The 18890-nt window shown below is 46.9% G+C and carries 19 protein-coding genes and 1 tRNA gene; 7 read left to right on the top strand and 13 right to left on the bottom strand.

From position 1 onward, the window contains the following. Positions 1 to 33: 33 nt before the first annotated feature. From NOM72_RS05505 to mnhG, 7 genes are read left to right on the top strand one after another with little or no spacing between them, the layout of a single operon-like run. Complete coding sequence (locus tag NOM72_RS05505) at positions 34 to 2439, top strand: Na+/H+ antiporter subunit A (RefSeq protein ID WP_023468538.1); 2406 nt, start codon at positions 34 to 36, stop codon at positions 2437 to 2439. Beyond that, positions 2436 to 2876, top strand: a complete 441-nt coding sequence (locus NOM72_RS05500; protein ID WP_023468539.1) for a Na(+)/H(+) antiporter subunit B — start codon at positions 2436 to 2438, stop codon at positions 2874 to 2876. Before NOM72_RS05505 ends, NOM72_RS05500 begins: the two co-directional genes overlap by 4 nt. A 1-nt stretch (position 2877) precedes the next feature. Beyond that, positions 2878 to 3219 (top strand): Na(+)/H(+) antiporter subunit C, encoded by a 342-nt coding sequence (locus NOM72_RS05495; RefSeq protein WP_023468540.1) that lies wholly within the window; start codon positions 2878 to 2880, stop codon positions 3217 to 3219. Continuing rightward, positions 3212 to 4699 (top strand): Na+/H+ antiporter subunit D, encoded by a 1488-nt coding sequence (locus tag NOM72_RS05490; RefSeq protein WP_255998046.1) that lies wholly within the window; start codon positions 3212 to 3214, stop codon positions 4697 to 4699. The genes NOM72_RS05495 and NOM72_RS05490 overlap by 8 nt, the downstream gene beginning before the upstream one ends. Before the next feature lie 3 nt (positions 4700 to 4702). Beyond that, the gene (locus NOM72_RS05485) at positions 4703 to 5179 is read left to right on the top strand and encodes a Na+/H+ antiporter subunit E (RefSeq protein WP_255998044.1); all 477 of its coding nucleotides are present in this window, start codon (positions 4703 to 4705) and stop codon (positions 5177 to 5179) included. 47 nt (positions 5180 to 5226) lie between these two features. Then, the gene (locus NOM72_RS05480; protein ID WP_369792030.1) at positions 5227 to 5463 is read left to right on the top strand and encodes a Na(+)/H(+) antiporter subunit F1; all 237 of its coding nucleotides are present in this window, start codon (positions 5227 to 5229) and stop codon (positions 5461 to 5463) included. Then, positions 5447 to 5821 (top strand): monovalent cation/H(+) antiporter subunit G, encoded by a 375-nt coding sequence (gene mnhG, locus NOM72_RS05475; protein ID WP_023468544.1) that lies wholly within the window; start codon positions 5447 to 5449, stop codon positions 5819 to 5821. Before NOM72_RS05480 ends, mnhG begins: the two co-directional genes overlap by 17 nt. 53 nt (positions 5822 to 5874) lie before the next feature. Here mnhG and NOM72_RS05470 read toward each other — a convergent pair whose 3' ends face one another. The 13 genes from NOM72_RS05470 to NOM72_RS05410 all read right to left on the bottom strand — a co-directional run bounded on the left by NOM72_RS05470 (position 5875) and on the right by NOM72_RS05410 (position 18890). Next, positions 5875 to 6318 carry an Rrf2 family transcriptional regulator gene (locus NOM72_RS05470; protein WP_255998041.1) on the bottom strand — a complete coding sequence of 148 codons (444 nt, stop codon included), beginning with the start codon at positions 6316 to 6318 and terminating at the stop codon, positions 5875 to 5877. Positions 6319 to 6554: 236 nt separating this feature from the next. Further along, positions 6555 to 7882, bottom strand: a protein-coding gene (locus tag NOM72_RS05465; protein ID WP_370688661.1) for an IS3 family transposase whose coding sequence is annotated in 2 segments (ribosomal slippage) — positions 6555 to 7504 and positions 7504 to 7882 — 1329 coding nt in all. Because the reading frame shifts where the segments join, the coding sequence is not laid out codon by codon here. Between the two features lie 143 nt (positions 7883 to 8025). Further along, a complete protein-coding gene (locus NOM72_RS05460; RefSeq protein WP_370688660.1) occupies positions 8026 to 8922 on the bottom strand; it encodes a glycerophosphodiester phosphodiesterase in 897 nt (298 codons plus the stop codon). A gap of 157 nt (positions 8923 to 9079) precedes the next feature. After that, positions 9080 to 10336 (bottom strand): 2-oxoglutarate dehydrogenase complex dihydrolipoyllysine-residue succinyltransferase, encoded by a 1257-nt coding sequence (gene odhB, locus NOM72_RS05455; RefSeq protein ID WP_035396989.1) that lies wholly within the window; start codon positions 10334 to 10336, stop codon positions 9080 to 9082. A gap of 35 nt (positions 10337 to 10371) precedes the next feature. Then, on the bottom strand, positions 10372 to 13212 hold the full coding sequence (locus NOM72_RS05450; protein WP_255998039.1) for a 2-oxoglutarate dehydrogenase E1 component: 2841 nt from the start codon (positions 13210 to 13212) through the stop codon (positions 10372 to 10374). A gap of 312 nt (positions 13213 to 13524) precedes the next feature. Further along, positions 13525 to 14253, bottom strand: coding sequence for an amino acid ABC transporter ATP-binding protein (locus NOM72_RS05445; RefSeq protein WP_023468549.1), 729 nt, complete (start codon positions 14251 to 14253; stop codon positions 13525 to 13527). Beyond that, positions 14250 to 14894 (bottom strand): amino acid ABC transporter permease, encoded by a 645-nt coding sequence (locus NOM72_RS05440; protein WP_023468550.1) that lies wholly within the window; start codon positions 14892 to 14894, stop codon positions 14250 to 14252. The genes NOM72_RS05445 and NOM72_RS05440 overlap by 4 nt, the downstream gene beginning before the upstream one ends. 31 nt (positions 14895 to 14925) lie before the next feature. Next, positions 14926 to 15693: a transporter substrate-binding domain-containing protein gene (locus NOM72_RS05435; RefSeq protein ID WP_023468551.1), complete on the bottom strand. Its 768-nt coding sequence runs from the start codon at positions 15691 to 15693 to the stop codon at positions 14926 to 14928. A gap of 202 nt (positions 15694 to 15895) precedes the next feature. Continuing rightward, positions 15896 to 15979, bottom strand: a tRNA-Leu gene (locus NOM72_RS05430). 42 nt (positions 15980 to 16021) lie between these two features. Further along, a complete protein-coding gene (locus NOM72_RS05425; RefSeq protein WP_023468552.1) occupies positions 16022 to 16954 on the bottom strand; it encodes an alpha/beta hydrolase in 933 nt (310 codons plus the stop codon). Between the two features lie 21 nt (positions 16955 to 16975). Then, the gene (locus tag NOM72_RS05420; RefSeq protein ID WP_023468553.1) at positions 16976 to 17317 is read right to left on the bottom strand and encodes a hypothetical protein; all 342 of its coding nucleotides are present in this window, start codon (positions 17315 to 17317) and stop codon (positions 16976 to 16978) included. A 15-nt stretch (positions 17318 to 17332) separates the two neighbouring features. Beyond that, entirely contained in the window at positions 17333 to 18343 is a 1011-nt protein-coding gene (locus tag NOM72_RS05415) for a S66 family peptidase (protein WP_023468554.1), read from the bottom strand. Positions 18344 to 18527: 184 nt separating this feature from the next. Next, positions 18528 to 18890 carry a DUF779 domain-containing protein gene (locus tag NOM72_RS05410; RefSeq protein ID WP_023468555.1) on the bottom strand — a complete coding sequence of 121 codons (363 nt, stop codon included), beginning with the start codon at positions 18888 to 18890 and terminating at the stop codon, positions 18528 to 18530.

Genomic DNA, 18890 nt, shown 5'->3' with positions numbered 1-18890 from the left:
TTTGGTCGTCGATGTCACAAAGGAGGGAATTTCGTGTCCGTGATGCACGGGGCTATTTTACTGCCCATATTGATCAGTCTTTTCATTCCGCTTCTAGCGAAACGCCTTCCGAACATTCATACCGGTTGGTTTGTACTTGTCGTACCTGTACTGCTCGTTTCGTATTTCAGCCGCTTTCTCGCTGGTACGATGTCAGGTGAGACCTTTACGGCACGCATGCCGTGGATACCATCGCTCGGTATCGATTTCGTCACGTATCTCGACGGACTCGGCTTATTGTTCGCACTATTGATCACAGGAATCGGCTCACTCGTCGTTCTTTATTCGATTTTTTATTTAGATGCGAAAAAAGAATCACTCGGAACATTTTATGTTTATCTGTTGATGTTCATGACCGCCATGCTTGGCGTCGTGCTGTCAGATAACATGATCGTCCTCTATCTGTTCTGGGAATTAACGTCGATTTCGTCGTTCTTATTGATCGCCTATTGGTACGAGCGGGAACGTTCTCGTTACGGCGCTCAAAAATCGATGCTGATCACCGTCTTCGGTGGACTAGCGATGCTTGGGGGAATCGCGATTCTCTCAACACTCAGTGGATCGTTAAGTATTCGTGAGACCTATGCGTCGCTTGAATCGATTCAAGGTGAACCCTTCTTTTCGGTCGCCCTCGTTTTATTCTTGCTAGCTGCCTTCACGAAATCGGCTCAATTTCCGTTCCACATCTGGTTACCGGATGCGATGGAAGCACCGACCCCTGTCAGCGCCTACTTGCACTCGGCAACGATGGTCAAGGCAGGGTTGTATCTTGTCGCTCGTTTCAGTCCGATTTTTGCGGATGAGTCGCTCTGGTTCTATCTCGTCTCATCTGTCGGAATATTCACCTTATTCTGGGGTTCACTCAATGCGGTGAAACAACATGATTTGAAAGGAATCCTTGCTTACTCGACGATTTCTCAGCTTGGATTGATCATGTCCTTGCTCGGACTCGGAGCAGCCGCCTTGCACGTCGACGCGTTAGATGACGGATTATATACGATTGCGACAGTCGCTGCGATCTTCCACCTGATCAACCACGCGACGTTTAAAGGCAGTCTCTTCATGATGGCGGGAATCGTCGATCACGAGACTGGTACTCGCGACATTCGGAAGCTCGGTGGTCTTGCGCAACTCATGCCGATTTCGATGACGATTGCGATGATCGGGACCCTTTCGATGGCGGGGATTCCACCATTCAATGGTTTCTTAAGTAAAGAGATGTTCTTGACAGGTGTACTTGAAGTTTCAGGATCTGACTTGTTCCACTTACCGTCTTACGGTTGGATTATTCCTGTACTCGCCGTCGTCGGAAGTATCTTTACATTCGTCTATAGCATCTTGATCGTCCGCAGAACGTTCTTCGGTAAGCGTCAAGACGACAAGTTACCGAAAACACCACACGAGGCACCGATTGGCATGTTGATTCCACCTCTCGTCCTCGTCTCGCTCGTCGTCATCATCGGACTCTTCCCGAATATATTATCGGATACGTTGATTCGACCGGCAGTCGAAGCGATCTTACCGCAAGTCGTTGATGCGGGTGGCAAGATTGATGTGCATATTTCAATGTGGCATGGATTCAATACTGAATTATTCCTGACACTCGTGATCATCAGTGCTGGCGTAATCTTGTATAAAACACTCCCACGTTGGCAATCGCTTTACAACCGGATGCCACGTGCCGTCTCCTTGAATCATCAATATGACGCCTTGTTACGTCGTGGTGAACAGACATCGACAAAGATCCATGATACGGTCATGACCGGATACATGCGGTCGTATCTCGTCTACATCTTCGGATTCATCGTCATCTTGATCTTGACGGCATTATACGGGTTTAATGCCTTCCGCTTCGCGGTTGATCCAATCAGCTCGATTGACGCGTATGAGATCATCCTTGCACTCGTTCTCGTTTCGAGTGCCCTCTCGATCACCTTTGCGCGTTCACGACTGACATCGATCATCTTGCTCGGTGTGACAGGTTATACGGTCGCTCTGTTCTTCGTCTTGTTCCGAGCGCCAGACCTTGCCTTGACGCAACTCGTCATCGAGACAGTATCGGTCGCTCTGTTCCTGCTCGTTTTCTATCGTTTACCGGAAATCAGCCGGAAAGAAGAGCGCATTCCGTTCAAGCTCGGCAACGCCTTGATTTCGGCACTCGTCGGACTGACGGTGACACTCGTCGCACTTGCTTCTCTCAGCCAACGATCGTTTACTTCAATCGCCAAATATTACATCGATAATGTCGCTGATCTTGCCGCTGGCGGTAATATGGTCAACGTCATTCTCGTCGACTTCCGTGGCTTCGATACGTTGTTTGAGATTGCCGTTCTCGCACTTGCCGGAATCGGAATTTACACGATGATTAAATTCAGACGAACAGGAGGGATGGATAAATGAAAAAGCAGACAAAAAAGCATACGAATGACGTCATCTTAGAGTCCGCGACTTCCTTTATCACGTTCATCATCTTCCTGTTTGCTGTCTACTTGTTCTTTGCTGGACACTATACGCCAGGTGGCGGTTTCATTGGTGGTCTTGTGACGGCGTCTGCTCTTGTCTTGATCTTACTTGCTTACGACATCAAGACGTTACGCCGGATTTTGCCATTCGACTACAAATGGATCACGGCTCTTGGCATGTTGATTGCCGTACTGACGGCTTCAGGAGCGCTTGTCTTTAACGTCCCGTTCTTCACACATGCACATGACTATTTCAACCTACCGTTATTCGGTAAGACATCACTTCATACGGCGATGTTGTTTGATCTTGGTGTTTATCTTGTTGTAGTCGGTGTGACGATGACGATTATTCAAACGATTGGGGAGAGTGATTAATATGGAAATCATCATGGCGATCGCCGCAGGCATCCTGACGATGTGTGCCATTTATCTCATTCTTTCGAAAAGTATTCTTCGCATTATCATCGGAACAGGGTTGCTCAGCCACGCTGCCCATCTACTCGTCATGACGATGGGTGGATTAAAACGAGGCGCGGCTCCGGTCTTAAAGGACGGCGTGACTTCCTATACGGATCCACTACCGCAAGCACTCGTCTTGACCGCCATCGTCATCAGCTTTGGTGTCACTGCCTTTTTCTTGGTACTCGCTTATCGTGCCTATCAAGAACTCGGAACCGATAATATCGAAGAGATGAAAGGAACCGATTCGAATGATTAACTTACCGCTACTACCAATCATCATCCCTTTGTTGACGGGTGTCCTCTTGATGTTTTTCCCGAGACACCTCAAAGGACAACGAATCGTTTCCCTCTTTTCGACGATTTTGACTGTCTGTGTCTCCATCTATCTTGTGCTGACTGTCCGGTCGAACGGCATCTTAACAGTCACACTCGGTAGCTGGCCAGCACCTTTTGGTATCACACTCGTCTCTGACATGCTATCCGCTTTACTCGTCACGACGACGAGCATTCTTGTTCTTTGTATCATCTGGTATGCCATTGTCTACTTGAGCGTTTCCTATCAACGATACTACTATTTCATCGCCGTTCAATTCCTGCTCGTTGGTGTCAATGGTGCCTTTACGACAGGTGATATCTTTAACATGTTCGTCTTCTTCGAAGTCTTCCTGATTTCGTCTTATGTCTTGATCGTTCTCGGCGGGAAACCGGCACAATTACGAGAATCGCTGAAGTATCTTTTGATCAACGTCATCTCGTCCGCATTATTCGTCATGACGGTGGCCTTCTTGTACGGAATCATCGGATCACTCAGCATGGCGGATATCAGTCAAAAGATTTCAGAGGTCGGACAGCCGGCAATCCTAAACGTCATCGCCTTGTTATTCCTGATCGTCTTCGGATTAAAAGGTGCGATCTTCCCGCTCTACTTCTGGTTACCTGGTTCTTATCAAGTACCGCCGACGCCTGTTCTTGCTCTGTTCGGTGCCTTGCTGACGAAGGTCGGGGTCTACGGGATTTTACGGACGTATAGTTTGTTCTTCTCAAATGAGATTGGAACGATTCATCAAATCTTAAGTATCCTTGCTCTCAGTACGATCATCATCGGGGTGATCGGTGCGCTTGCGACACGGGATGCGAAGCAAATCATCATCTACAACATCATCGTCGCAGTCGGGGTCATCTTGTACGGGGTTTCGCTCATGACACCGCAAGCACTAGAAGGTGCGATTTTCTATCTTCTTCATGATATGTTGATTAAAGCTGCTTTATTCCTACTCGTTGGAATCATGGTCGGAATTGCTGGTTCGAGTAAACTGAAAGATATGGGCGGGATGATCAAAGCCTATCCTGTATTAGGTTGGACGTTCTTCATCGCGGCGTTATCACTTGCCGGGATTCCACCGCTCAGCGGGTTCATTGGGAAATTCCTGATTGTTCGTGGTGGTATTGAAGCTGGTGAGTTGATTGGACCGATCATCGTCTTACTATCAAGTCTGCTCGTCTTGTATTCCGTCGTTCAATTGTTCATGCGTGCCTTTTGGGGCACACCGAAGACCTACTCAGGTGATAAACAAGCGCTTGTTCCAAAGCTGCTTGTTCCTACGATTGCCTTAGTTGCGCTCAGCGTTCTCTATGGAGTAGGTGCTGAGGCGATGCGTCCACTGATTCAACAAGCCGTCGAACCGTTGACGAATCCAACACTCTATATCGATGCCGTACTAAAAGGAGGTCGTTAATTCATGCCATTTCAAGTCTTGCTCAACTTATTTCTTGCATTCTTGTGGATGTTTCTCTCAAACAATTTCTCGGCCTCCGGTTTCGTCATCGGTTACGCGCTAGGGTTGATTGCGATGTTCGCTTTCCGTCGCGGCTTCAAAGGTCGCTTTTACCTCGGACCTGTCGTTGCACTCGTCCTATTGTTCTTCCGCTTTCTCTACGAGCTAGTCGTCGCAAACATCGATGTCTTGAAAATCATCTTAAAGCCGAGGTTAGATATTCAGCCTGGTATCTTCGCTTATGAGACCGAACTCGATCAACCGTGGCAAATCACGTTGCTGTCGATGCTGATCACATTGACACCTGGAACGCTTGTCGTTGATATCTCGGATGATAATAAGACACTCTACATTCATGCACTCCATATGCCAGAGGTCGATGAAGCAGTCGCTTCGATTCGTGATAGTTTTGAGAAAGCCATTCTGGAGGTGAGTCGGTGATGTTCGATATTTTAATCTATATCGCACTCGGAGGTGTTTTTCTCTCGATGCTTGGTCTATTTTACCGGGTCATCAAAGGACCAAGTGTGGCGGATCGTGTCATCGCGCTTGATTCAATTGGTATCAGCTTGATTTCAATCGTTGGTCTGGTCTCGATCATCTTACGGACGAGCGACTACCTTGAAGTCATCCTGTTGATTGGTATACTCGCCTTCATCGGTACAGTTGCCTTTTCAAAATATATCGAGAAAGGAGAGATCATCGAACGTGATCGCAACCAATGAATTGATCGTCGCGGTCTTCGCCTTGCTCGGTATGGGATTTAGTCTCGTCACCGCGCTTGGTCTGATCCGCTTACCGGATGTCTATACGCGTGCTCACGCTGCATCTAAAAGCGCGACATTAGGTGTCATGTCGATTTTAATCGGCGTCATCATCTATTTCGTCACTGAAGATGGATTCTTCTCCTCTCGTGTCGTTCTCGGCATCCTGTTCGTGCTCATCACAGCACCGATTGGAGGACATCTGATCGCTCGTGCTGCATATTACAGCAATGTTCCGTTGTGGAAATCGTCTGTTCGTGACGACTTGTCCCAGAATAAAGAACATGTGGAACCAAAGAAACGCCAAGATGACGTATAAGTATCGCTATGACAAAACCCTCGCTTCCATTCTCGGAAGCGAGGGTTTTTTGATTAAGAACGCTGTAAAGGTGAGGTAGCAAACAACAGTGCCAACTCATCACGATTATCTAGCAATTCTTCTAATGTATGCTGTTCCAGTTCCCGGATAAAAGCTCGAAGCGCTCGTCCGAGCACACCTTTTAGACGGCATCCTGGTTCGATGACACAATGACCGTTGCTTCCAAAACACTCGACGATATCCATCGGTTCCATCTCCCGAACGACTTTCCCGATGTTGATGTCTTTTGGCTCACGAATCAAACGGAGTCCGCCTGACCGACCTCTTGTTGATTCGACATAGCCAAGTTTCGCTAATTGTTGTGTCACCTTCATTAAATGGTTGGATGAGATGCCATAATGCTTGGCAATCTGCGGCATTGGTGTGATAACATCCCGGTGCACCCCGAGATACATCAACACACGTAGTCCATAATCCGTATACTGTGTAATTCTCACGATCCTCACTCCATTCCTTCCCAAAACTGCACTGTTATCGTACCATGAAAAACGAAACTGACTACATTGTTTTGTCTCATGATTCGAAATTCTGATAAACCTCTATAGGGTTTACGTATGGAATGAAATATTGGATTTAGAATACGAGTTTTAAAAACAAAAAACCATTTCTCCTTTCCTGTTCGATGAACTGAGCCCTACAGTTTGGACAGTTTAATAAAAGCACCCTTAACGTTTTAAGCTGCTATGAGATGGCTTCGGTATTGTACCGGAGTCATCTTTTGTAGTTTCCATTGTCTTCGTTCGCTATTGTAATAATCAATGTAAGCATCGACCATGGCACAGACCTCATCGAGGTCAGATGCTAATTTATAATCGACATAATCTTTCAAGTGCCCAAAGAACGATTCCATCGGGGCATTATCCAGACAGTTTCCTCTACGAGACATGGATTGAAGCATTCCCATCTCACGGATGCGTGTTTGATAAGCAGGATGCGTATAATGGAATCCTTGATCGGAATGTATCATGGCTTCCGGGTGTACATTCCCTTGAAGTCGTTCTGCGAGTTTATTCGCTGTATGAAGGACGAGTTCCATATGGAGGCTTTTAGATACATGATGTGCCATAATTTCACGTGTAGCGATATCCTTCACACAAGAAAGATAAACAGTTTGGCCAGATCCAATACGGAGATAAGTGATATCTGTGACGAATACTTTACCAGGCTCCTGCTGATCGAACCGACGGTTCAAGTGATTTGGTACAGTCTTATGTTCATATGTCGCTTTAGCGATTTTACGGTAGGCGTTCTGCCTACGGATTTTCGTCACGATTCCAAACTTCCTCATGATACGCAAAATACGTTTATGATTCATCGGCCCCCCGATAAGATCAAGCATCTCCATGTAAAGACCACGATAGCCGATTTTTCCCTTATGACGATCATGAACATATTTCAGAAGGAGGTAGTCCGCATAGTCGCGTTCTTCCCGAAGGGAAACACTATCCGTACGTGCGAGCCAGGCGTAATAACCGCTGCGGCTCACTTCAGCGAGCATACATAGATCCGTCACGAACCGACTCGACGATTGTTTTCGTAAGACAATATTGATTGCCTGATAGCGTTCAGATGCCGTTAGTTTCGGTACTTCGCCTCTCTTTCGAGTGCTTCTAGCTTTTTTAGTAATTCATTCTCCGCTGTGAGGTACTTGATTCGTGCTTCAGCTCTCGCAAGTCGTCGTTCGACGGAATCATCTTTTTTCGGTCGACCTCCAAGATTAGATTTTCCACGTCTCTCATTCAAGAGTCCTTCTTCTCCATAAATGCGATATGTCTTCCGCCACCGTTTCAGCGCTTCGTTCGGCGTTTGCTTACCGATCATGTCCAGGTCAAAGCCGCTTTCCTCAAAGATTTGTATCAGTCGCTTACCAGCTAAATTCTCACGTACAGCGTGAATCTTAAATTCTCCTTTGTATTGAATCGTACGATCTGATACAGAGGCTACGTGAAGATTCGCTTCAAGTTGTCTGATTTGATCTGGATTGAAGGTGCGTCTGTTCATGAATAGTTCTCCCGTCTAAATTGAATAGGTACAGTATATCGATATCTTTAAACACAAAAAACCCCGAATGGGGTCTTTTATCAAGTGTCCACCATTCAGGGTTCAGTTCACGAAAGAAGAAATAGTACTGTTTCGTTTTTACTTTATTTTTTGTACAGCCCTTTCACGACATCATTGAAACGGTCGGCATAGTTCGTAAAGACACCTGTAACACCATAATCAAGCATACGTACCATATCCGCTTTTTCATTGACAGTATACGGGTGAAGTAATAAATCATGCGCGCGAATCGCTGAGACGTTCTCACGTGTCAACGCTTTGAAGGAAGGACCGACACCGACTGCATACTGACGGATTGCAGTCAATCGATCATCCGTCAATGCCTTGACTTCGTTCGCTTCCATCAACTGAATAAGCGGTACATTCGGATCCATGGCTTTGACTTTTTGAAGGCTTGCTTCACTGAACGATTGAATTAAGACTTGACCCGGTTTTACACGATCACTCGATAAACCATAAGCTTTTAAGGTATTCAATAACTTCTCTTCCATACCTGGATAAACCTCTGGCGATTTTGTTTCAATATAATAGTTCGCATGCTTTCCATATGTCGAGAAAATTTCTTCAAGTGTCGGCACTTTTAATCCAGCGTACTCTTTTCGAGCAAGTGAAGGGTTTACTTCATTGAACCAGCTTCCTGCATCAAGCTTCTTGATTTCTTCAAGTGTCTTGTCTTTGACAGCACCCGTCCTATCTGTCGTCCGATCAACCGTTTCATCGTGCATCGCAATCAATTGACCATCTTTTGTCATCTGTAAGTCAATCTCGATGTAATCTGCTTTAAATTTCTTATGTCCCATTTCATAAGCTGGCATCGTATGCTCTGGTGCATACCCTGAAGCTCCGCGGTGAGCGACGTTGATGATTCGATTTGGATCGAGCAATGATTTTCCTTTTGATTGTGCACCGACATCTTCTGTCGGAAAACCTGTACTTAATATCGCGCCTGCAGCCATCGTTAACCCAAATTGTTTCAACATAATTGATTCCCCCTTGAAATATTCTTACAATACCTATCCTAAGTCGTATGTATGAAGCTGATATAGAGAAAATGTAAATGTCATTTCGTGATTTGATGACAAAGTGTTATTACGACATAGAAAAAGACCCGTTCGATCAAACGGGTCTTCTTGAAACTTACGCTTCGAAAATCAATGACTCTGGATCTTCAAGCAAATCTTTGATGTGCTTCAGGAACGTAACGGCTTCTTTTCCATCAACGATTCGGTGGTCGTAGGAGAGTGCGACATACATCATCGGACGGTTTTCCATCCGTTCAGCATCAATCGCGACAGGACGCAAGTTGATTGCATGCATCCCTAGAATCGCGACTTGTGGACCGTTTAAGATCGGTGTCGACATGAGTGAACCGAACGTACCACCATTCGTGATCGTGAACGTACCACCCGTCAAGTCAGATAGACCGAGTTTGTTGTCACGCGCTTTGACAGCGAGTTGAATGATATCTTTTTCAATCTCAGCGAAGTTCTTCTTGTCCGCATCACGTACGACAGGAACGACGAGACCGTCCGGTGCTGAGACCGCAATCCCGATATCGTAGAATTTCTTCAGGACGATTTCATCCCCTTGAATCTCAGCATTCAAGTATGGCATCTTCTTCAGTGCTGCGACTGCTGCTTTTGTAAAGAATGACATGAATCCGAGCTTGACTTCGTTTTCCTTCACAAATTTCTCTTGGCGACGTTTACGTAGTGCCATGACCGCTGACATATCGATCTCATTGAATGTCGTCAACATCGCTGCCGTTTGTTGAACTTCAACGAGTCGGTTCGCAATCGTCTTACGACGGCGTGACATCTTGATTCGCTCTTCCGGTTTCCCAGGAGCGGCTGAAGGTGCTGGTGCCGGTGTAGCGGGTTTCGTAGGAGCCGGTTTTGCTTGCTCACGTGGTGCTACTTCAAACGTCGCGACGTCTTGGACGCGGATGCGACCAAGTGGATCTTGCGTCGCCACTTGTGCTAAATCGATTCCTTTTTCACGAGCCAGTTTACGGGCAGCAGGTGAAGCAATCGGACGATCCGCAACAGATGTACTTTCAGTCGCTGCTGCAGCCACCGGTTGTTCCGCTTTTTCTTCTGCTTTTGGTGTCTCTTTTGGCGTTTCTTGTACTGGTTCTGCCGCAGCCGGTTTTGGAGCCTCGCCACCAGCAGAGATGACAGCAATCGTTTCCCCGACGCGAACTGTATCTCCTTCAGCAGCCATCACTTCCGTCAACGTACCTGCTTCATCTGACGGTACTTCGATGTTGACTTTATCTGTCTCGAGCTCAACGATGGCTTCCCCTTTTTCCACGTGATCACCTGGTTGTTTTAACCAAGACGCCACCGTTCCTTCAGTAATTGATTCGGCAAGTTCTGGTACTTTGATTTCCATCGTATTCTCCCCCTATGACTCGATTCTATCTTAAGTTATGATGTGTGATTTGATACGTGTGATGGTGCTGTTGGAGTAGAAACAGTCGCTGTGAGTGCATCATTGATGATACGTGCCTGCTCTACTTTATGACCTGACGGGTCACCTTCTGCTGTACTAGAACGACGACGACGACCGATGTAACGGACGGTTTGGATGCCGTTCGGTGCGACTGTCTCAAGTCGAGGTTCCATGAAGGACCAAGCCCCCATGTTTTTCGGTTCTTCTTGTACCCAGACCATCTCTTCGACGGCTTCATAGCGCGCGATGACTTCTTGTAAGGCTTTCGCCGGGAACGGATACAACTCCTCGACCCGGACGATTTGTAGCCAATCGAGATTCTCATCTGATTTTGAAACGGCTTCTGCTAGATCGATTGCCATCTTACCAGAACAGAACACAAGACGTTTAACACGATCTGGTGCTTCGCCAAGTCCAGCTTGTTCGATGACACGTTGGAAACTACCTTCCGTCAACTCAGAGACATCGGATGTCGCAAGCGGATGACGCAAGAGACTCTTCGGCGTCATGACGACGAGCGGTCGGACTTCCTCTTTCCCGAGAATCGCTGCTTGTCGGCGCAACAGGTGGAAGTACTGGGCAGCACTTGACACGTTCGCGACCGTCCAGTTTTTCTCACCCGATAACGTCAAGAAACGTTCTAAACGACCACTCGAGTGTTCTGGTCCTTGCCCCTCATAACCATGCGGAAGCAACATGACGAGACCTGACGTTTGTCCCCATTTTGCTCGGCTAGCTGAGATGAACTGGTCGAAGATGACTTGACCTGAGTTCGCAAAGTCCCCATATTGCGCTTCCCATAATACAAGTGTTTCCGGAGCGAAGACGTTATAACCGTATTCAAAACCAAGTACACCTGCTTCAGACAACGGACTGTTGTAGACCGAGAATGATGCAGTTGCCGTTGACAAGGCATGGAGTGGCGAGAAGCCTTCTCCTGTTTTCACATCATGAAGATTAATGTTCCGTTGTGCGAACGTTCCCCGTTCAGAATCTTGACCGCTCAAGCGGATGGGTGTTCCATCTGAGAGAATCGAAGCGAACGCCAATGTTTCGGCATGTCCCCAGTCAATTCCGTTCTTCGTTGAGAACGCATCCGTCCGGCGCTTCAGGACCTTCTCAAGTTTATGGAACACTTGGAAGCCGTCCGGCCACTGTAATAATTCTTCATTGTACGCCGTCAATGTTTCAATCGAGACCCCTGTCTCGATGGTCGGAACGCCTTTAAAGACGACGTCCGGCATGACCCCACCATACTCTTTCTCGACGTTTGGTACTTTTTCACGAGCTGCTTTCATCTGGTCATTGATCGATGTTTCAATCGATTGAATTTCGTCAGCTGTCGCATCCCCGTTCGCGACAAGTGTTTTCCCGTACAAGACACGAATTGGATCATGTTTATGAATCAAATCGTATAAGACCGGGTTCGTATTCATCGGTTCATCCATTTCGTTATGACCAAAACGACGATATCCGATCAAATCAATCATGACATCCTTCTTAAACGTTGCCCGATACTCGCTCGCGAGCAACGCGACAGCGAGACAGCTTTCCGGCTCATCCGCATTGACGTGGAAGACTGGGATCTCATATCCTTTGGCAAGATCACTCGAGTAACGCGTCGAACGGGAGTCCGTCGGCTCCGTCGTGAAGCCGATCGTGTTGTTCGCGATGATATGAATCGTTCCGCCGGTGTTATATCCTTTGAGATTCGCTAAGTTCAATGTTTCAGCCACGATTCCTTGACCTGGGAACGCTGCATCACCGTGGATCAGGATCGCAGCAGCAGCCGCTTGCTCTTGGCGTGGTGCTCCTTTTTGTGAGCGATCATCTTGTGCCGCACGTGTGAAGCCTTCGACGACTGGGTCGACGAACTCAAGGTGCGACGGATTGTTCGCAAGCGTCATCCGCACGTTACGTGTCTCTTGCTCAAGTTTTCGGTTTAAACCGAGGTGATACTTCACGTCGCCCGTCCAACCGTACGTGATCCCAATCGAGCCTTCAGATGGTACGAGGTCGTGGTTTGGTGCATGCTGGAACTCAGCAAAGATCATTTCATACGGCTTCCCGAGTACGTGCGCCAAAACGTTCAACCGTCCACGGTGTGCCATTCCGATATTGATCGTCTCCGACCCGTTCGAGATGAGGTGTCCGACGATTGTGTCGAGCAATGGCACCATCGCGTCAAGTCCTTCAATCGAGAAGCGTTTTTGACCGACGTATGTTTTGTGCAAGTATTTTTCGAAGAGGTCCGTTTCAGCTAAGCGTTTGAACAACTGTTTCTTTTGTTCAGCATCTAGCGTCGCTGTCAAAGCACCTTGCTCGATTTTCTGACGGAGCCATTTCTTTTCATCGAGATCGTCGACATGCTGGAACTCAACTGCGGCTGCTCCCGTGTACTGCGCTTTTAAATGTTCGATGCCTTCAAATGCGTCCTGTACACCAGTTGGTGGTTCAGGACAGACGAGTGAGACTGGCATTTTTCGAAGATCTGCTTCTGTCAATCCGTACTGACTCAATTCGAATAATCCTGTTTCTCGCGGATGGTCCTTCAGCGGATAGATATCCGCCGCAAGATGTCCTTTTGCACGAATTTGTTCCGCTAAACGATTCGCCGCAAGATATTTTTCGAAATCTCCTGTCTCGACTTGCATCGGTACAACTGGTTCCGTCACGGGTGCACCATGCTCTTCGAAATAAGCACGTGTCTCCTCATCAACGGATGTTTTGTCTTCTAAAAAACGCTCGTACAATTCAATGATGTAGCCAAGGTTTGGTCCATAGAATGCTTGTTGATCTTGCTCGTAGCCTGCCATGTACGGTTCCCCCCGTTTCTATATTTCTCCCCACACATCCAGTGGATACTCGATGTGTTTCCAGCCCTCTACCTGTTAGCGCTTTCAAAAGGAATTGCATGAATAAAACGCTGAACGTCATGAGAAGGAATGATCGTGTCATTCTTCCATGAAAGTGCCTTCGTTACTATATTACTACTCTTTTCCTGTGTGTGCATTTCGAATTCCCAAATTCTTGCGCTTAAATGTATAAGTTTTTCTTATGAGCGCTTAGCCAGTTATTTATGATTCGTCAAAAAACCGGCGTATCCGCATTTAGATACGCCGGTTCCATCATAAGACTTTACTAAGGAACGATTGCGTCCGTTCGTGTTGTGGAGAATCAAACAATGCTTGTGGCACGTTCTCTTCGACGATATAGCCACCATCCATGAATAAGACGCGATCTCCAACCTCTCGAGCAAATCCCATCTCATGGGTCACGACGACCATCGTCATGCCTTCAAGGGCAAGCTGTTTCATGACGGCAAGCACGTCACCGACCATTTCCGGGTCAAGCGCTGACGTTGGCTCATCAAACAACATGATTTTCGGATTCATCGCAAGCGCGCGGGCAATAGCGACCCGCTGTTTTTGACCTCCAGATAATTCACCTGGATAATTATCCGCTTTTTCACGTAATCCGACTTTATCGAGTAGTTCAAGTGCCCGCTGTTTCGCCTGTTCTTTATCCGATTTACGCACTTTAATCGGTGCGAGCGTGACGTTTTCTAGCACGGTCTTATGTGGGAAGAGATTAAAATGTTGAAAGACCATCCCGACTTCTTCCCGGACCTTGTTGATATCGACCTTTGGACTCGTAATGTCGAAATCATCGACGATGACCGTGCCACCCGTGATCTCTTCCAATCGATTCAAACAGCGTAAAAACGTACTTTTCCCAGATCCCGACGGACCGATGACACAAACGACTTCTTTTTCTGCAATCGAGACGTTGATGTCTTTTAAGACTTCATTCGAACCGAAGGATTTTTTTAAGTTCTTCACTTCAATGATACTCATCGTAATGTAAACCTCCGTTCCAAGAACTTCGCCACTAAGGACAAGAGATAAATGATGACGAAGTACATCAATCCGACGACAGACCAGACGATAAATGGTTCGAACGTCGTCGATTGCTGAACCTGACCTTGTTGCGTCAAGTCAGCGATTCCGATGATCGACAGCAACGATGTATCTTTTAAGCTGATGATCGATTGGTTCGTAATCGTTGGTAACATCCGTCGGAATGCTTGCGGTAAGATGATCTGTACCATCGTTTGACGCCCTGTCATCCCGAGTGAACGCGCAGCTTCTGTTTGTCCTTTATCAATCGACTGGATACCAGCTCGAATGATCTCCGCAAAATAAGCACCGGCATTGATTGCGACCGTCAGTATCCCTGCATACATCCGGTCCATCGATAACCATTCGAGCGAATTGAGTCCAAAATAGATGAAGAATAACTGAACGATGAATGGCGTTCCGCGAATGACATCAATATAGACAATTGCGATCCCGTTTAAGATTTTTGATGGTGATAACCGCATCAATGCGACGACTAAGCCAATCAGAAAGCCGACGATGACCGCGATGATGAAAATATACAATGTGACTTGAAGCCCTTCCAAGAAAAATGGAAATGCGGTTTTGACCACTTCCATTGGCTATCCCACTCCCTTATCGCCTTGCGACTTATTTCAGATACGTGTCAACGATTTTATCGTATTCACCGTTTTCTTTCAGATTCGCAAGCCCTTTGTTGATTTTCTTCATCAGATCCTCGTTCTCACCTTTTAAGACAGCGATTCCGTAGTTGTCCCCGTTGAGACGGTCTCCGACAAGTTTTAATCCAAGGTTTTGTTGTTTGTTTGCATATGAGATGACAGGATAATCTTCAATCAAAGCAGCAGCGTTACCATTCTTCACTTCTTGGAACATCGCTGGACTGTCATTGAACTGTGTGACTGTAAAGCCCAGTTTATCTGCGTTATCCGTTGCATATTTCGCACCCGTCGTTCCCTTTTTGACGGCTACTTTTTTCCCTTTTAAATCGTTGACAGATTTAATACCATTCTCATCTTCTTTGACGACTAGAATAAGACCAGCTTTGAAGTATGGATCCGAGAATGTGACGACTTTCTTCCGTTCTGGCGTAATACTCATACCGGCAATGGCAACGTCCAATTGATTTGCTTGAAGTGCCGGAATGATGCCGCTAAAGTCCATCGCCTCAAATTGAATCTTGAAGTTCTGATCCTTCGCGATTGCTTTCATGAGATCGATGTCGATTCCTTTGTACGTATCCCCGTCTTTATATTCGAATGGTGGATACGTGACGTCAATGCCGACCTTATAAGTCTTTCCTTCAGACGACTCTTCTTCTTTCGAACCGATGCTACATGCACCAAGTACGAGAACACAGCTCATCAAGAGCGCTAGCAAGATACTCCCTTTTTTCATGTTTGTTTCCCCTCTCCTATGTGTTAAAGATTGTCTACTTCACTTAGTACTTTCCCTGAAGAGTACCCTCTTTAAAACGTATTTTACCAGAAAAATTCTAAAAAGATAAATATTTCTGAATTTTTATTCGTTGTAATCGTTTTCTATTCAGCAATAAAAAAAAGGGCAACCCCCTGCTGGGATTGCCTCCTTCAATCATTTATGCCGCCGAGAGGACTTGAACCTCCACGGTGTTGCCACCACTAGATTCTGAGTCTAGCGCGTCTACCAGTTCCGCCACGACGACGTTGATTTATGATATTAATATAGCGGGTAAAGAACGGAGTTGTCAATCATTTCGCAAGATGTTGCGAACGAACTTCTCGACGACATCATCATACAATGCTGGATCCTCAAAATAGGCCATCGCATGAGCGGCATTTGGAATGACGACGAGCTCTTTTTCCGTTGGACAAGCTTCATACAGCTCATACACCATGTCTGTCGGTACGAATGTATCCGCCCCACCATGGATGAACAAAATCGGTACTTGTGCCTTTTTGACCTGTTTCAGCGCAGATGCTTCACGGAACGTATAACCAGCCTTTAGCTTCGTCAATACGCTCGTCATGCCTAAGAACGGAAAGTGTGGTAGACGGTACATCCGCTTCATCTGATACGCAAGGACTGCATTAACGGACGTATAGGCACAATCAGAAATGATTCCTTTGATTTGTGGTGGGAGTTGTTCGCCACTCGTCATCAATACGGTCGCCCCTCCCATCGATACGCCATGCAGGAATAGTTTCGCCTCCTGTCCGATCCGTTCAATCAGATAGTTCGACCAACTGAGACAATCTTCCCGATCATGCCATCCGAATCCGATGTAGTGACCGTCACTCATTCCGTGTCCACGATTATCGGGCATCATGACATGGAAACCGGCCTGATGGTACAGATAGGCGAATCCGGCTAAATCCGTTCCGACGCCTCCGTACCCGTGCACGAGAATGACGATCCGATTTGACGGAACAGGTGACGGAAGAAAATGCCCGCGTAACGTTAAACCGTCTTTCGCTTCAATCTCGATCCGCTCAAGCGGTTGCTCCTTGATCCATGTCTGACCAGGTTGCATCAATCGGACCATCTCGTCACTTAGATCTCGATTATTCGATAAGAATGGCTTTGGATTCGTAGCGATTGCCATCTCGTAAAAATAATAACTCGCTGCTACTAATCCGGATCCGATGACTCCGATTCCAATTTTTGTTCTGCGACGCATCTGCCCCACTCCTTCTTTCCGTTATAACTCGATCTTCAGTTGAGCAGCATGGTCATCCTCTTCATCCTGCAAGACTTGTTGACGTAATCGCTGTTCTTGTTGCTGACGCCGGTAGGCAAATTCTTGGACGAGCTCTGTACCCGTGAATCCATCTTCTACGAGTTCGCTCAATAAATCTGTTTCTGTCTCGACGACCTCCCCCGGACGTCGCATGACGAGAACATCTCCGACTTGTGCAATCAGCAATTCATCTTCTAGACGAAGTGCATCGTAAAATGGTTCCGGTAACGTCATCCGACGTGTCTCCGGATTGATATGGACGCGTTTATAAACGCCTAATGCTTGAAACTTACGACGTGCCATTGCGTGCTCTCCTTTTTAGTTGAACGTCAGATCGATTCGTGAATCTTTTCCTTGAATACGAACCGTACCCGTCGCTCCATTGATTAACGTCACCTGCGGCGGCTGATGACCGATGTCAAGATCGTATAAGACTGGTAAGCCTGTCTCATCCGCTAGATATTGATACACGTTTAGCCATGTCAGGTCTTCTGTAATCCTTGCAGACGTGCGCCCGAATAAAAAGCCAGCCGCATGGTTGAACCAGCCAGCATACGCCATTTGTCGCAGCGTCCGGTGCACCTCTGCCGAATTCGCTTCAGACACCTCAAAGTACCAGAGTATCGGTTCTCCGTTGATCTCTTCACGCTGGAAACGCTGCACATCTCCATACGGTGTCCCAATCAGATGGCGAATCGTCTCTAGGCACCCACCAAGTATACGTCCGGTCACTTCTGTTCGCTCATCAAGTGCTTTCCATTCCGTCGCTTCCGTTAGCTGAAATAACGAACCTGCTGGACGTTCTTCATCAGTCCATTTGGATTGATAACGATCGGAAGCCCACTGTGTAACGGTTCCTCCAGTTGGCGTCGCAAGTACTCGTCGCCAGGCACTTGTCGTCTCGTCCCATTCTTCACTTCGAAGCTCAACGAAATTCGGACCATGTGCTGTTGCAATTCCCGTCTGAAGCGTCAGACTGAGCAATAGCGTACTGATATCGGAATAGCCAAGCAACCATTTTGTTTGGTAAGTAGCTAGCGTCAACTCAGGTAAAAGATCAATGGCGCGTTCCCCGCCAAATGGCGGGATGACGGCATCAATCGTCTCATCCGTCATCATGCGGTTCAATTCTTCGGCCCGTTGTTTAGCCGGTGCACTCTCAGCATGTTGATGCGACCAAATCGTTTCGCCTAAACGGACGTTCATTTGTCGTGCTTGTACCTGTTCAACTGCTCGTTCGACCCATTCCTGTTGCTGTTCACTTAATCCGGAGGAGGGCGCCGTCACTCCGATCGTTTGACCTGTCCAACCTAAAAATGGATATTTCATGGTGACCCCCTATAATGTCATAGTGTGAAACTATCTTCTCGTCAAAATATGAGTTCATTATACCGTTCTTATGCCGCATTACCAACTTTTATCCTGTTCGAACGTCGTGATACGAACAAAAAACACGATTCCGTACGAGCGACCTGAATGAACAAGTCACCTCGACGAAACCGTGTTTGATTCCTTAGCTTGATGCTGATAGTTCAGCGTATTCCTCTTGCGTGAACGCACGGGAGCGTGTCAAAAAACGTTTCCCTTCGACACCTTCAAGAGAGAACATTCCGCCTCGACCATCCACGACATCAATGATGAGTTGCGTATGTTTCCAGTACTCATATTGATCTTCATGAATATAAAACGGACAACCACCGATCTCTCCCAGTTTTTTATCCTGATCTCCCAGGAATAGATCACCCTGCGCAAAACACATCGGGGAACTGCCATCGCAACAACCACCAGATTGATGAAACATCAACGGACCGTGTTTTTCTCTCAACTGGTCGATTAACTCTAGACAAGCTGCTGTCGCCTGAACACGTTCCACCAT

Origin of the sequence: Exiguobacterium sp. LL15 (genome assembly GCF_024436095.1) — a bacterium.
Lineage (GTDB): Bacteria > Bacillota > Bacilli > Exiguobacteriales > Exiguobacteriaceae > Exiguobacterium_A > Exiguobacterium_A indicum.
Note: the sequence above shows the minus strand (reverse complement) of the source record. Positions and strands in the feature narration are given on the sequence as shown.